This is a genomic window from Psychrobacter sp. NG254 (assembly GCF_015277735.1).
Classification (GTDB): domain Bacteria; phylum Pseudomonadota; class Gammaproteobacteria; order Pseudomonadales; family Moraxellaceae; genus Psychrobacter.
In genome coordinates this window covers 463,819-477,422 of the sequence record NZ_JADHDA010000001.1, presented here as the reverse complement: position 1 = coordinate 477,422, position 13,604 = coordinate 463,819, and the positions used below count along the sequence as shown (strand labels likewise).

At 44.5% G+C, this 13,604-nt stretch carries 12 protein-coding genes; 8 read left to right on the top strand and 4 right to left on the bottom strand.

Translation table 11 applies throughout. The annotated features are described in order from the left end of the window. Positions 1–69 precede the first annotated feature (69 nt). The 6 genes from IP510_RS01925 (at position 70) to yfaE (ending at position 2,997) form a co-directional block, all read left to right on the top strand. On the top strand, positions 70–273 hold the full coding sequence (locus tag IP510_RS01925; RefSeq protein ID WP_194363101.1) for a hypothetical protein: 204 nt from the start codon (positions 70–72) through the stop codon (positions 271–273). 79 nt (positions 274–352) lie between these two features. Further along, positions 353–604 carry a type II toxin-antitoxin system Phd/YefM family antitoxin gene (locus IP510_RS01920; RefSeq protein WP_020443322.1) on the top strand — a complete coding sequence of 84 codons (252 nt, stop codon included), beginning with the start codon at positions 353–355 and terminating at the stop codon, positions 602–604. Next, positions 594–881 (top strand): type II toxin-antitoxin system RelE family toxin, encoded by a 288-nt coding sequence (locus IP510_RS01915; protein ID WP_010198775.1) that lies wholly within the window; start codon positions 594–596, stop codon positions 879–881. The genes IP510_RS01920 and IP510_RS01915 overlap by 11 nt, the downstream gene beginning before the upstream one ends. A gap of 94 nt (positions 882–975) precedes the next feature. After that, the gene (locus tag IP510_RS01910) at positions 976–1,368 is read left to right on the top strand and encodes a hypothetical protein (RefSeq protein ID WP_194363100.1); all 393 of its coding nucleotides are present in this window, start codon (positions 976–978) and stop codon (positions 1,366–1,368) included. An 88-nt stretch (positions 1,369–1,456) separates the two neighbouring features. Then, positions 1,457–2,590 carry a class Ia ribonucleoside-diphosphate reductase subunit beta gene (gene nrdB, locus IP510_RS01905; RefSeq protein ID WP_194363099.1) on the top strand — a complete coding sequence of 378 codons (1,134 nt, stop codon included), beginning with the start codon at positions 1,457–1,459 and terminating at the stop codon, positions 2,588–2,590. Positions 2,591–2,727: 137 nt separating this feature from the next. Further along, positions 2,728–2,997, top strand: a complete 270-nt coding sequence (gene yfaE / locus IP510_RS01900; protein WP_194363098.1) for a class I ribonucleotide reductase maintenance protein YfaE — start codon at positions 2,728–2,730, stop codon at positions 2,995–2,997. A gap of 153 nt (positions 2,998–3,150) precedes the next feature. Here yfaE and IP510_RS01895 read toward each other — a convergent pair whose 3' ends face one another. Next, positions 3,151–4,491 (bottom strand): S1C family serine protease, encoded by a 1,341-nt coding sequence (locus tag IP510_RS01895; RefSeq protein WP_194363097.1) that lies wholly within the window; start codon positions 4,489–4,491, stop codon positions 3,151–3,153. A 300-nt stretch (positions 4,492–4,791) separates the two neighbouring features. Here IP510_RS01895 and IP510_RS01890 point away from each other — a divergent pair, with 300 nt between their 5' ends. Next, the gene (locus IP510_RS01890) at positions 4,792–5,616 is read left to right on the top strand and encodes a Nif3-like dinuclear metal center hexameric protein (protein ID WP_194363096.1); all 825 of its coding nucleotides are present in this window, start codon (positions 4,792–4,794) and stop codon (positions 5,614–5,616) included. 1,063 nt (positions 5,617–6,679) lie between these two features. Beyond that, complete coding sequence (locus IP510_RS01885; RefSeq protein ID WP_194363095.1) at positions 6,680–7,888, top strand: transglycosylase SLT domain-containing protein; 1,209 nt, start codon at positions 6,680–6,682, stop codon at positions 7,886–7,888. A 172-nt stretch (positions 7,889–8,060) separates the two neighbouring features. Here IP510_RS01885 and IP510_RS01880 read toward each other — a convergent pair whose 3' ends face one another. The 3 genes from IP510_RS01880 to IP510_RS01870 form a co-directional block, all read right to left on the bottom strand. Beyond that, positions 8,061–11,042 carry a LysM peptidoglycan-binding domain-containing protein gene (locus tag IP510_RS01880; RefSeq protein WP_194363094.1) on the bottom strand — a complete coding sequence of 994 codons (2,982 nt, stop codon included), beginning with the start codon at positions 11,040–11,042 and terminating at the stop codon, positions 8,061–8,063. Between the two features lie 251 nt (positions 11,043–11,293). Further along, on the bottom strand, positions 11,294–11,788 hold the full coding sequence (locus IP510_RS01875; protein ID WP_194363093.1) for a nuclear transport factor 2 family protein: 495 nt from the start codon (positions 11,786–11,788) through the stop codon (positions 11,294–11,296). 359 nt (positions 11,789–12,147) lie between these two features. After that, positions 12,148–13,314 (bottom strand): hemolysin family protein, encoded by a 1,167-nt coding sequence (locus IP510_RS01870; protein WP_413786441.1) that lies wholly within the window; start codon positions 13,312–13,314, stop codon positions 12,148–12,150. Positions 13,315–13,604: the final 290 nt, after the last annotated feature.

The following is a 13,604-nucleotide window of genomic DNA, read 5'->3' as shown; positions in this document are numbered from 1 at the left end:
GAAACCCAACGGTTTGAGTCTTTGTTGGGTCTCGTACCTCGACACCAACCTACTCTAAAGCATAGAAAGTTGTTAAGAAAAAAGAAAGACGCCCGAGCAAGGCTTTTTAGCCCCGACTATAGCGGTATCCTGCTGACGACGATGGCGATGCAGTCTGTGGCTGAACGTAGTATCGAGACAACAGGAATGCGGTCAGACACGATAGACTGCACGACAGCGGCAAGGCAGATACAAGCGGTAGGCGGGATTGGCTACCCAAACTATTTAAATTGAACATAGTAACAAATAAGACCTAATTTTCATGCTAAAATTAGCCCTATATTTAGAGCATAGTATTAGCGGAGAATGAGTCATGCAACCAATATTTGCCACACAGACAGCCAGTATCTCAGAACTAAAAGCCAACCCATCGGCACTGATTAAACAGTCAGATGGTGAGTCCATTGCTATTTTAAACCACAATAAACCCGTGGCTTACTTAGTCTCGACAGACGTCTTTGAGCGCATGATGGAAGCCATGGATGATATGGCATTGAGCCAAACCGTTAGTGCACGGTTGAATGATGGGCAGATACCGATAAAGGTAACTTTGGATGACTTATAATCTTGAGTTTCATCCTTTGGCATTAAAAGAGTGGAAAAAGATAGCGCCAAATATTCAGCAGCAGTTTAAGAAAAAGTTACAGCAGCGATTGTCCAATCCTCATGTGCCTGCGTCAAAACTATCGGGGCATACCGATACTTATAAAATTAAATTACGCACTGTAGGGTATCGTCTGGTGTATACCGTAAAAGACGATGTGGTGGTGGTTTATGTATTGGCAGTTGGCAAAAGAGAAAACAACAAAGTATATGACAATCTAGCGACGCGCCAGCCATGATGAAGCTAAGACATTGACACAGTTATCATAAAAGGCTTTCAGCGCTATCATAGAAATATAGAAACACACAAACAATAAAAACGATGGAGGTCATGTGCAATATACCGCAATCATCAAAGACGGTGGTTTGTTTATCCCAAACGTATTTTCAGACCTAAACGATGGTGGCTCGCATATCGTACAAGTGGAAGTCGACATGGCAGATGTCCGTGAGCAATTGGACGCAAATGCCGACGCTAGGACAGACACCGTAACATCAGTCAAAAAACCACTGAAAAGACAACCAAAAAAAGACACACAAAAGCCATCGGCTAAGCAAACCCCTAAGCCCTCATCGAAGCAACCACTCGACATGGATTTGGACACGCTGCGCCAGAGCGCCGTCGATGAGCTAGAAGGACTGGACGATAGCGAACTGAGTGAAATATTCAAAGCTTATATGAACGATGGACAAGCATCGTCACAGATATCACTAGAGAACTTGTAGCAAAATCCATCACATCGTTTTGCAAACACGTTTAAAGCAATATTGTCCCTATTTAAATAATAACCGTATCCATTATAAAGGCAGTCTCATGACCTACTCGATTTTTTCTCAAACGCCAAACAATGCGCTAACAGAGCCGATGTTCTTTGGTCAGCCAGTCAACGTGGCACGCTATGACCAACAAAAGCACCCAATCTTTGAGCAATTGATAGAAAAGCAGCTGTCGTTCTTTTGGCGTCCAGAAGAAGTCGACGTGTCAAAAGACCGCATCGACTTCAGCAACCTGTCCTCGCATGAGCAGCACATATTTTTGAGCAACCTCAAGTACCAGACCCTACTCGACTCTATCCAAGGTCGTAGCCCAAACGTGGTGCTATTGCCATTGGTGTCTATCCCTGAGCTAGAGACGTGGATTGAGACATGGTCGTTCTCTGAGACCATTCACTCGCGCAGCTATACGCATATCATTCGTAATATCGTCAATGACCCAAACATCATCTTTGATGACATCATGCAAAACGAGCATATCTTAGGCCGTGCCTCTGATATCGCCCAGTACTATGATGAGCTGTATCGCAACTCACAGCTATATAGCTTGTACGGTCCAGGTACGCACAACATCAATGGCATACAAGTCACTGTTGACCTAAAATCTCTCAAAAAGCAGATGTACCTATGCATCATGGCGGTCAACGTCCTAGAAGCCATTCGTTTCTATGTATCGTTTGCCTGCTCGTTTGCCTTTGCCGAGCGTAAGCTTATGGAAGGTAATGCTAAAATCATCAAGCTAATCGCTCGTGACGAAGCATTACATCTGACTGGTACGCAGCACATGCTGAATCTGATGCGCAATGGTCGTGACGATCCTGAAATGGTCGAGATTGCTGCAGAGTGTTTCGATGAAAGCGTTGAAATCTTCCGCAAGGCTGCCGAGCAAGAAAAAGAATGGGCAGGCTATCTGTTCAAAGATGGTTCGATGATTGGCCTGAACAAAGACATTCTGTGCCAATATATCGAATTTATCACCAACTTGCGTATGGAAGCGGTGGGCTTACCGTCAGTATTTCCAAAATCGAAATCAAACCCAATCCCGTGGATCAATACGTGGTTGTCATCTGATAATGTACAAGTCGCGCCGCAAGAGACCGAAATCAGCTCGTACTTGGTCGGTCAGATTGATTCTGATTTGTCAGACAGCGACTTTGATGACTTTGAGTTGTAATAGTTTTAGGCTTTAATAGTACTTTAGGCGTTAATCGTGTTTTAGGCGTCAACAGTACTTTAGGTATTAGTAGTGTTTTACGCTTCTATGGCGGTAGGATATAGCAGTAGGATAGTCAAATCCAAATAGGATAAATTATGACGTGGGTAATGACCAGTAAGCAGCAGTTTTACTTGCATGACGATGAGAGTCTGCTCGATGGATTGCTGCGCACCGGACATGAGGTTAACTATCAATGCCGCGAGGGTTACTGCGGCAGTTGCCGAGTCAAGCGCATTGCCAGCTCACACACCATTGATTATCCGTTTGAGCCACTCGCGATGATTGACGAGGACGAAATCCTACCCTGCTGTTGCCGTGTGCGAGGGGTCGTTTATATCAATCATGAGCCAATCGCTAAGTTGTAGCGGGTTTATGAATAGAAGATACTAACTGCCCGATAAACCAGCCCCAATAAAAAGCGCGCCCCTTTATGTAAAGGGGCGCGCTTTTTTATGCTATAAGTTAACTGAATCTGCTGTCTCATAAACACCTTATGAATCAGCACAGGGTTATGCAAATTATTGCGTTTCGGTTTCTTGTTCAAACAGTTTCATGAGCTCCTCACGCATGCGATCACGTTCTGCCTTTGACATCATGGGCGTCTCTTCAGCACCGTGAATGTTTGGCTGCTCTATTCCACCTTCTTCCATGCCACCCATGTTGTCATCTTGCAACACCACTGGTTGCACAATCGGCTCTTGGGCTGGACGCTCCTCAAGTAAAATACTCACTTGAGCATTCTTACCTTTGCGCAGTATTTGAGCATTAAGCGTGGTATCTGGTGCCTTGCGAGCGACATATTGAATCAAGGTGTTGGCATCCGTCATCTCGACATCATCGATGGTCAAAATAATATCACCAACGCGTAGTCCACTCTTCGCAGCAGGGCTTTGATCGATGACGTTTAGCACTTCTACGCCTGTTGAGGTCTCAAGCTGAGTAGGATCACGTAGCTGCGACTGAATCTCGATACCTAGCCAGCCTCTACTGACACGGCCATCTTTGATCAAGGCGTTCATGACTTGCTCTACAATAGCCGTAGGAATAGCAAAACCAATACCCATCGAGCCACCAGAGCGCGAGAATATAACGGTATTGATACCGACCAACTCACCACGAGCATCCACAAGCGCCCCGCCTGAGTTACCGGGATTGATCGCAGCATCTGTTTGGATAAAGTCTTCAAATTTATTAACACCCAGCCCCGTACGACCTGTCGCTGAGATAATACCTTGCGTCACTGTCTGACCGACACCGAATGGGTTACCAATGGCTAGCGCCAAGTCTCCAACACGAATCGGATTTTCGCGGAAGCCAAGTGGCGTCAGTCCTGTCATATCAACCTTAATAACGGCTAGATCGCTATCAGGGTCAGTACCAATGACTTTAGCGCGGCTTTTGCGGCCATCATTAAATGCGACGGTAATCTCAGCTGCTTTTTCGATCACGTGAGCATTGGTCACGATGTAGCCATCTTCTGAGACGATGACACCAGAGCCTAAATTGGTTGAGTCTTGATCTTGTGCAGGCCCGCTATGATTTTCAAAAAACCGGCGCAGCACAGGATCATCCATATAAGGATGCTCTGCCATAGTTTGTGTGGTGTAAATATTTACCACCGACTGTGATGCCCGTGCCACAGCATTGTGATAAGAAGAGATCGGTGCTGGCGTATCTGCCACCGGCTCTGACGCTTGCTGATCAGCCGCTGAGGTTCTCGGCGGCTCCCATGTAGCCTGCGATGTCGACTTCATACTCGTGAACACCCAGATAAACGCTGCCAAGACTAATAGCAGTAAGACCCATGGCAACCATTTTAATAAAGACGCCTTGTTATTGGTGTTCTGGGATGACGACATATAAAACCTCTATAAATTTAATGCAAACGGACAGTGGAAAACAGAGTGAGATGCCTACAATTTCTCAGATATTATTGCTTGGTTAGCGATTGATAACCCGCTAGACAGACTCACATGTATAAATTATAACCGCAATGCCGTGAAATAGTAACGTATCGTGTACCATTTCAGTTATCCATCTTGTCTACTCTTTTACAGCAGCATGTTAAAATAACCGCTATAAAAATATGCCTTAAAGAGCGATTGATTATTTTTCTCTTAAGTGACTGTGCTGACCTCCCATAATAATAAGGAAATCTAATGAATGAGAACCATACGACATCTGCATCTTCGAACAAAAGCATCAGCGCACAAGCATTGACGCAATTTTGTGATGACTACTTATCAGCCAGTGCCTTTAAAGACTATGCACCAAATGGCCTACAAGTCGATGGTGGACGACCTATACAGCGTATCGTGACAGGAGTAACTGCTTGTGAGGCACTGATTGATGCCGCCATCGCTGACAATGCTGATGTAATTATGGTACATCATGGGTATTTTTGGAAAGGTGAGCCGGCCCCACTGACTGGTATGAAAGGTCAGCGTATCCGCAAATTGATGCAACAGGGTATCTCGATGATTGGCTATCACTTACCGCTGGATGCACATCCTATCGTTGGCAACAATGCAACACTCGCTAATATGCTAGATATGACGGTCACTGGTGCGCTCTATCCTAATGAGTCACATCCCGTTGGCAATATTGCCACTTGCACACCGCAAAGCGCCGATGCACTGATAGCAAAAATTAGCCAAGCGCTAGGGCGCATGCCACTTCATATCTCAGCTGAGTATCATGAGGATGCTCGTACCAAAACAAGCGATAGATTGATAACACGTGTTGGCATCTGTACGGGCGGCGCGCAAGATATGATTGAACAGGCGGCCATCATGGGCTGTGATGCGTTTATCTCTGGGGAGATATCTGAGCGCACCACCCATATCGCACGTGAGCTTGGTATTGATTATTTTGCTTGTGGCCATCACGCGACCGAGCGTGGCGGTATTCAAGCGCTCGGTGAGATAGTTGCCAGTGAATTTGGACTGCCTGTGACATTTATTGATATTCATAATCCAGCATAGAACAGTCGAGCTGTCTCGGTTTTACAGCATCGGTTTTAAAGGAAGCACACTGCGGTAGAAGGACTGAACAAGCCAATAGCAACGATTAGCATAAATTCATAATGAGTAAAATCTGACTTGGCTCTTATTTAAAGCCCTGTAGTCTATATTGGACTAGCACGTATAAAACGGTCAAACAATTCACCGTTCGTATCTCTATTGTTAAGTTTTATCGATTTTTTCTTAACTATACTTGAATAATACAAAAGGTAACCTCATATTGATAGTTGTAAGAATGAATGTTTTGTCATGAAACTTCCCATTATTATAGCTTCCGGTTATGTCTCCAAAATACTGTTGGTAGATGCTTGAACCTTTATCGTGCTAAATAAACGATAGATTTTTAGCGTCTGCTATCTTAATACTGTGTCTGCACGCTATATATTGCAGACACAGTGTTGTGTATTTTAGAGTCGCCGTGATGATCTTGTGTCGCTCAATTGGTAAATAAATTTGTTATCTATCAATTGCGATTATGATACTCGACTTCATTGCTGGACAAAGAATGTTGATACTGAGTTTTTTATTATTAGTGATACAAAATATTGCTTTTTATCAATGTTAGCACAGTGACAGTATCTGATTATATCTGCCTAAGTGGCGGGTATGATACCAGTGCTTGACGCTCTGTTTTTGTCTCAATAACTTACTCATGACCTTACCTATGTTTGATATATAGGTGTTTTTTTACTTGCTGTATTGAGTCATCGATGAGGGAATCATCCGATCCATATCCTTCATTTTGTCGTATGTGTATTTTTTAGGATACCGTCCTAAAGAATGCTTTGCGCTGTTACTTTTTGACAGTCACATACTTCGCTCATGACCCGCTAGTAGATTAAACATACCACTAACTCTTAGAAAGAGTACCCTAGTGGCCCTATTATTAAACAAGATAAAATGGCACTTATCCTATCAAGAAGTGTCGGTTTATCTGAAATGCAATACCACTATATGTCCTATAATTGGCATATATTCGTATGCGTTTTGCGGTAAGAAGGATGGCTAAAATCAGGAGACATCCATGCAGCGTATTACTTATCGTGTAAAAGTATCTGCGCAAGGGGCCAAACGCCGTATTTCTTATTTACTGCGTCCATCTAAACGCCTACTGAACACCAAAAGTAACATCGTTTCATCCGTTACCCCTATTGCGCCTGCTCGTTTTTCCAGAACCAAGAAGCTGGCACAAATATCTAGTATTGCCCTACTCTCTTTACCTGCTGAGAGTCTGACGACCGTGAATACTTCAATACCAGCCTATGACAACGTCATGCTGGAGAATACTTTGACCATCGCTGCGGTGCCTGGCGATAGCACTTACTTTGCGACTGATGGTTTCCAGCATGGATTTGGCTTTGATTTGGTGCGTACTTATGCCGACGAGCTCGGTGTCGATATCAATCTAAAAGCCTATGCCAGTGAAGAAGCGGCACTAAAAGCACTGAGATCAGGCAATGCTGATATGGCGTTGACCACTGCCAGTACCAAACTAAAAAGCCAGCTGAATTTATCTTCCGTCAACGTCAGCTGCGGCTATGATGCCAGCTTGACCAAAAATGGCCTGCATCCAAAGGTTAGCTGGACGTTTAGCTCATCAAATGACCCCCTATCAAAAAAAGCCAGTTACTTCTTATGTGATAGCATTAAATTGCAGAACACACAAAAGCTGGCCGCGTTCTACAATCAGAACTTGCTAAAAGATGCTTACAGTCAGGACCACTTCCAAAAAACACTGACAGAAAAACTGCCAGACTATCAGTCATCATTTGAAGAGCAAGCACGCAATTATAATCATGATTGGGAGCTGTTGGTTGCTATGGGCTATCAAGAATCTCATCTTGATGCAGATGCGGTTTCGCCAACAGGTGTGCGTGGCCTCATGATGCTGACAAACAATACCGCCAAAGCCATGGGCGTCTCAGATCGTGTCGATCCGTATCAAAGCATCGGCGGCGGTGCACGTTATCTAGAGCAGATGAAAGCAGATTTTGCTGATGTACCCAAAACTGATCGTATTTGGTTTGCGCTCGCTGGTTATAATATGGGCCCAAATGCGGTCAAAAGCATCCAGCGTAAATTACGCGCTCAAGGTATCGATGATAAAAGCTGGACAAATATCTATGCCTATCTCGCTGATAACAGAGCGTCTAATAGTCGTTATGGACAAGCGATGCATTATGTGAGTAATATCAGAAGCTATCTTGAGACGATTAAAACCCAGACTGTCTAATCTACAGCTATTATTAGATTTTTGAGAACTGAGTTTTTAAACACAAAAAAGCTGCTCTTAATAAGAGCAGCTTTTTTGTGTGGTACGATTTTATTAAAACATGTGTTAAAACCATGTATTAAAACATTGGAACGATATCTAGTTAGATATTATTCCAGTAATTCACTTCTTATTAGCGGTTAGGGACAGTCAGACGCTGACCACGTTGCAGCATAGTATTGGCAGCGATATCATTCATGTCAGCCAACTCTTGCGTCGATACGCCATATTTACGTGCGAGACCAATTAAGCTATCACCTGAACCAACCGTATAACTTACCGTTGCTTTTGGTACTTTAAGGGTCTGTCCACGCTGCAATTGCGCATTGGTCGCCAAGTCATTTGTCGCAGCCAAGTCCTCTACAGAGACCCCAAATTGACGAGCCAGCGCAATTAGACCATCGCCAGATTTGACTTTATAGCTCTCAGTATTGCCAAGCTTGGTACCACTACTGGCTGTGCTGCTGGTTTTACTACTGCTAGTAGAGCCACTACTCTGATTACTAGCGGCACTTGTAGCGCTACCGTTGGCAGGAATGGTAATGGTACGACCCAGTATTAGATTGGAATTGGTATTCAAGTTATTTGCTGATGCCAAATCACTTAAACCTATATTGTAACGTTTGGCCACACCAGTGAGCGTATCGCCTGATTGGACTTTATAGCTGACTGCCTTATCATTCAACTGACGATCGACCAGTTCTTTAGAAGCAGGCACTTTGATCGTCTGTCCACGTTGCAAGCGAGCTTTAGCATCAAAGTTACTGTTTACAGCAGCCAATTCGGCGGCGCTAACACCCACACTATTAGCAATACCAATCAGGGTATCGCCTGATTGGACTTTGTAATTGGTGGTTGCCACTGAGCTTGAGCTACTACTAGAGCTAGAGCTGCTGCTTGTGCTATTGCTTGGCGCAGAAAAGTCTGCAGTCGCAGGCACTTTAAGTGTTTGACCCACATATAACGAGCCTGTGGTACTCATGTTATTAAGACTGGCTAATGTATCCGTCGACACACCGAACTGACGGGCAAGCGCGATCAGTCCATCCCCTGCTTTCACTTTATAGTTTTTGGTGGCAGTCGATGATTTTTTTGGCTTAGTAGCAGGTGCGGCAGGGGTCGTCGCTGGCGCAGTCACTTTACCTGGTACTAGCCATAGCTTCTGACCTCTCAGCAAGTCAGCACGACTGCTTAGGTTATTGTAAGTGGCAAGCTGTGTGACCGATAAGCCAAAGCGATTGGCAGTACCGATAAGCGTATCACCACCTTGTACCACATAGCTCTCAGGCTGCGTGGCCGCGGTGTTACTAGCCGTACTTAACGGCTCAATGTTTTTGGCGTTATACAGATACAGGGTGCTGCCTGATAGCAGATTTGCACTGGCATCTATTTGGTTCCATTCTGCAATATCGCGCCAATTCACACCTGCACGACTGGCGATGTTTGATAGCGTGTCACCACGATTGACCGTATAAGTCGTACGCGCGCCCTGTGGTTTTGGTTTACTGACTGAGGTTTTTGCAAAGCTGAGTTTTTTCTCAGCACCACTGGCTTCTAAGATTGACTGCTGTGTCTGCACGGCTGACAAGTTGATATTACCATCTGCATTGATGACATTGGTCTCAGACGTACTGGTACGAATTTGATTGGCAATAAAGTCGCGCTCTTCTTTGCTCAGTGGCGGCTCTTGAACAATGGTGTTGTTCTGAGTAATCTGAGCGGAAGTAGTCGGCAGACTGTTACTACTCTTGAACTCAGCATTGATCTTTTTGGTCTCTGCAGCGCTTAATGGTGGCTCAGTACGCGTCGTCGTATTGCCATATGACGAACTGCTGGTTGATGTGACTGACGGCGAGATATAGCTGGTCGTCTGCTGAGGTACGCTTGCACTGGCCGCATAATCAGCCAATGCACTGCTGTTAGATGGGAGTGACGATGACGTATATGGCTTATTGTTGTAGCTTGGGGTCGTTGTCGCTGGAGTGCTTGTATTACTAGATGCCAATACGTTACCTGTGCCATTGCCTCTTAGTAAGCTCAGTTTGGCATCGGTATTGACGCTGACATCGTTAGGAATGATGACACGCTGCGGGCCTGATGAGTCGATACGGCCTGAGGTGAGAGCAGTATTGAGTCTTTGAAGCTCATCATACTCCACTCCTGTGAGCTGAGACACTTCGGATAAGCTGACGCCGTAATTGACCGGCACACTACGGAAATGCTGACGGTTGGCGATGGCTGGCAAGTACACACCGTACTGTTCTGGCTTGGCCACGATCTCAGCCACTGCCAAGAAACGCGGCACATAGTTCATCGTTTCAGTAGGCAATTGCAACGACCAATAATCTGTCGGCAAGCCACGTGCTGCATTGGCATCGATGGCTTTTTGCACACGTCCAGGACCAGCATTATAAGCGGCTAGCGCCAACTCCCAGCTTCCAAACTGGTTGTGTAATGCCGTCAAAAAATCATAAGCGGCACGTGTTGACTCGATAACGTCACGGCGACCATCATAAGTACTGCTTTGGTTCAGACCATAGATACGACCCGTACTTGGAATAAACTGCCACAAGCCTGCGGCGGCTGCACTACTCGTGCCACTTGGATCGTACGAACTCTCAATCACTGGCAACAACGCCAGCTCCGTTGGAATATTACGGCGCTCTGCCTCTCGTACCGTATGGTATATATAACGACTAGCACGCGCAGTCAGACGATTCAAATAGTCCTGTCTGCTGGTGAACCAGCTCTTTTGACCTTCAATACGCTGATTATAGACTGGCTGCCCGCCATTCATACGATAGCCAGCACGTAAACGATTCCATAAGTCACCGTACTGCTGGATGGCGAGCTGGTTGCCCTCCACCATTGCCATATCACTGGCTTCTAGCAAATCTGCCAATTCGTCCAAACTTTCTGCATCCAAATACGCAGTAGAATAATCCGTGCTAGTGGCTGGCGCAGCGGAAGGTTTGGTAACGACAGCTGAGCTAGTCTTCGCACCAGTATTTTTTACCGTTGACGTATTACTACACGCACTAATGAGCAAAGTTGAGACCGCAAGCGTCAATGGCAACGCAATAAATGAACGAGAGTGTGATAGCACAGTAGACATGATATGGAAAGTTTCCTAACGACGAAAGTTGATAAGATAAAACTGACAGCTAGTATAGTATGCAATGTGAAACAAAAACTAGCTTAACCTAAAAGATAATGCCAATAAATCAGAGAGACAAGGATATAAGTATCAACATATTGATAAAAGCTCTGACTATCAATCAGCAAAATTGAGCCACGCTAACATCAGTATTAGCCACCTTAAGATAATTAAATCGTGTCAATGTACTAACTGATGATAAGCCGTCGCTAATTTATAGCCACTTGTGACACAGCTCGTAATAGAACCGCATTACCCGTAGACAAGGTGAGCGTTACTCGAGAGGTCGTCACAAATGAGACTTGCTGACCGTTTTTGACCCAGCTCTCATTTGTCGTGACACTGGCCTTTGCCTGTGAACCCGTAATAACAATATTGTCCACAGAGATATCATAGCGATAGTTAGACGTATCATTCCAGCTGTTTTGAAGCAACTTTAAGTAAGCGTCTTTATCTAAGCTAGTAGACTTGCCCTTTCGAGACAACGAAATAAGTGCATCATCGGATACCAAGCGCGAGACTTGATTGACATTTTGGCTATTCGCTGATGACTTCATCGCAGCTGCATAATTTTGCACCAGAGCTTCGGTCATGTCGGCCGCTTGTGCACTGATACTAACGGTGCTGGCCACTGCCATTATGGCAGTGATGCTGGCGCCTTTTATCAATAGAGCTAATAACCCATTTTCCCATAATCGTTTCATAATGATCCTTAGCGATGCTATTTTCGTCACTGTCATATATAAACAGTGAACGACTTTATATCATTGTGTGACTTGTCGCGTTAAGTTTAGAGCCTGTCCTGATTTAATAATAAGAATAAAAACCAGAGCACACCCTAACTGTTTATCAAAATAAAGGTATTCATATAATAGGCTGAGCCTATCATTCAATTCTCACAGCCATGTGACACCCTGTGTGATTATTGCGAACATCAACACGACAGAATCCAATCCAGTTTATGCTCGATTAATCACTATATCATTGATTGAAGAGTAGCATATGTTCACTACAGTCAGTATTAACCATCGATAAGTTTGATGCCACTTTAGCTTTTATCGCCTTACTTGAATCGTTCTGTCTTAGTGTCAGCGTCTTCGGGCAGCTCATCATCACTGAGCTTCATACCCAAACGCTCAACTCTTCTGTCCATCATTTGCCTTGCCAGTGCTTGCATGTCTTCGACGCGATCTATCTCATCGACAATTTCTAGACCTAATAACGTTTCGAACACATCTTCTAAAGTGACTAAGCCTTTGACTTCGCCATACTCCCCTACAGTCACTGCAATATGAATGCGGTTTTTTAGCATAAGCTCCAACAAGTCAAACAGTTTCATTTTGGAGAATACAAAGGTAATGTCCCGTTTGAACTGTGTCAAAGGCTTGTGCATGGCATGGTTGACTTTGGCCAGCAGCATATCGGTCTTTAGAACAAACCCCGTAATGTTGTCCAAATCGCCATCATAGATTGGCAATCGAGAAAACGTCAGTTTTGGACGATCAACCAATAACTCAGCAACAGTTTTGTTTTCTTCGAACGCCAATATCACTGAACGCGGCGTCATGATGTCTTCGACTTTTATGGCACCAAATGCCAATAAATTACGAATGATGCGTGACTCTAATGGATCAATTTGCCCTGACTCTTCACCGATACTCGCCAATGCTGCAAACTCGCGACGACTAAAGGCCTGTGGCTCTTTGCCGCGTACTAACAACTTGGTTAACTTTTCTGATACCCAAATCAATGGATATAGTAGTAAAATAATACCTCGCACAAAATAGGCAACCATGCCACCTAGTTGGCGCCAGTATATGGTTCCGAGCGTTTTTGGCATGATTTCTGATAAAAACAAAATAGCCAGCGTCATAATCGCAGAAAAAAGTCCAAACCATGCACTACCAAATACAATTGTCGCCTGTGCACCAGCACCGATAGACCCTAGTGTATGCGCCACCGTATTCAACGTTAAAATCGCGGCTAACGACTGATCGATATTATCGACCTTCAATCGTTTAAGCATACTCGCTTTTTTGGGATTGGTTTCTTGGATATCAGCAATATAAGACGGTGTCATGCTAAGTAATGCAGCTTCTGCCAACGAACAAATAAATGAGATACCAATGGCTATCAATACAAAAAAGATAAGCAGTAAGATGCTACTTGCACTTGGATCAGCCAACGCTTCAGCGGCAAAAGCTGGATATGGCAATAGCAGCATCACCATCAGCGCTGACAATCCAGCCATTGGCTTAGCATAATTAAGACGCTCTAAATAGCGCGGTGTCGGAGGAGGTTTAGCAGACGCGTCGTTACTATGAGCGCGCGGACGACGTAAACGAGGTACAAACATAAAAGAGGTGGACAAGTTAGGTAACCTAAAAAGATAAGAGGGAAATAGTATAATAATCAAACCTTAATGATAGCAATACCATATATAGTATTTATTCGCTGTCATTAATAGTTATTCAAAGCCAATTTATTAGTACCGCAAAGCGATACCAAGCCTTTGCAGAC

Excerpts from the sequence above, each read along its gene's own strand:
- IP510_RS01875 (WP_194363093.1), bottom strand. The coding sequence starts at position 11,788 with ATGAAACGATTATGGGAAAATGGGTTATTAGCTCTATTGATAAAAGGC.
- nrdB (WP_194363099.1), top strand. The coding sequence starts at position 1,457 with ATGACCTACTCGATTTTTTCTCAAACGCCAAACAATGCGCTAACAGAG.
- yfaE (WP_194363098.1), top strand. The coding sequence starts at position 2,728 with ATGACGTGGGTAATGACCAGTAAGCAGCAGTTTTACTTGCATGACGAT.
- IP510_RS01895 (WP_194363097.1), bottom strand. The coding sequence starts at position 4,491 with ATGTCGTCATCCCAGAACACCAATAACAAGGCGTCTTTATTAAAATGG.
- IP510_RS01890 (WP_194363096.1), top strand. The coding sequence starts at position 4,792 with ATGAATGAGAACCATACGACATCTGCATCTTCGAACAAAAGCATCAGC.
- IP510_RS01915 (WP_010198775.1), top strand. The coding sequence starts at position 594 with ATGACTTATAATCTTGAGTTTCATCCTTTGGCATTAAAAGAGTGGAAA.
- IP510_RS01880 (WP_194363094.1), bottom strand. The coding sequence starts at position 11,042 with ATGTCTACTGTGCTATCACACTCTCGTTCATTTATTGCGTTGCCATTG.
- IP510_RS01885 (WP_194363095.1), top strand. The coding sequence starts at position 6,680 with ATGCAGCGTATTACTTATCGTGTAAAAGTATCTGCGCAAGGGGCCAAA.
- IP510_RS01870 (WP_413786441.1), bottom strand. The coding sequence starts at position 13,314 with ATGGTGATGCTGCTATTGCCATATCCAGCTTTTGCCGCTGAAGCGTTG.
- IP510_RS01920 (WP_020443322.1), top strand. The coding sequence starts at position 353 with ATGCAACCAATATTTGCCACACAGACAGCCAGTATCTCAGAACTAAAA.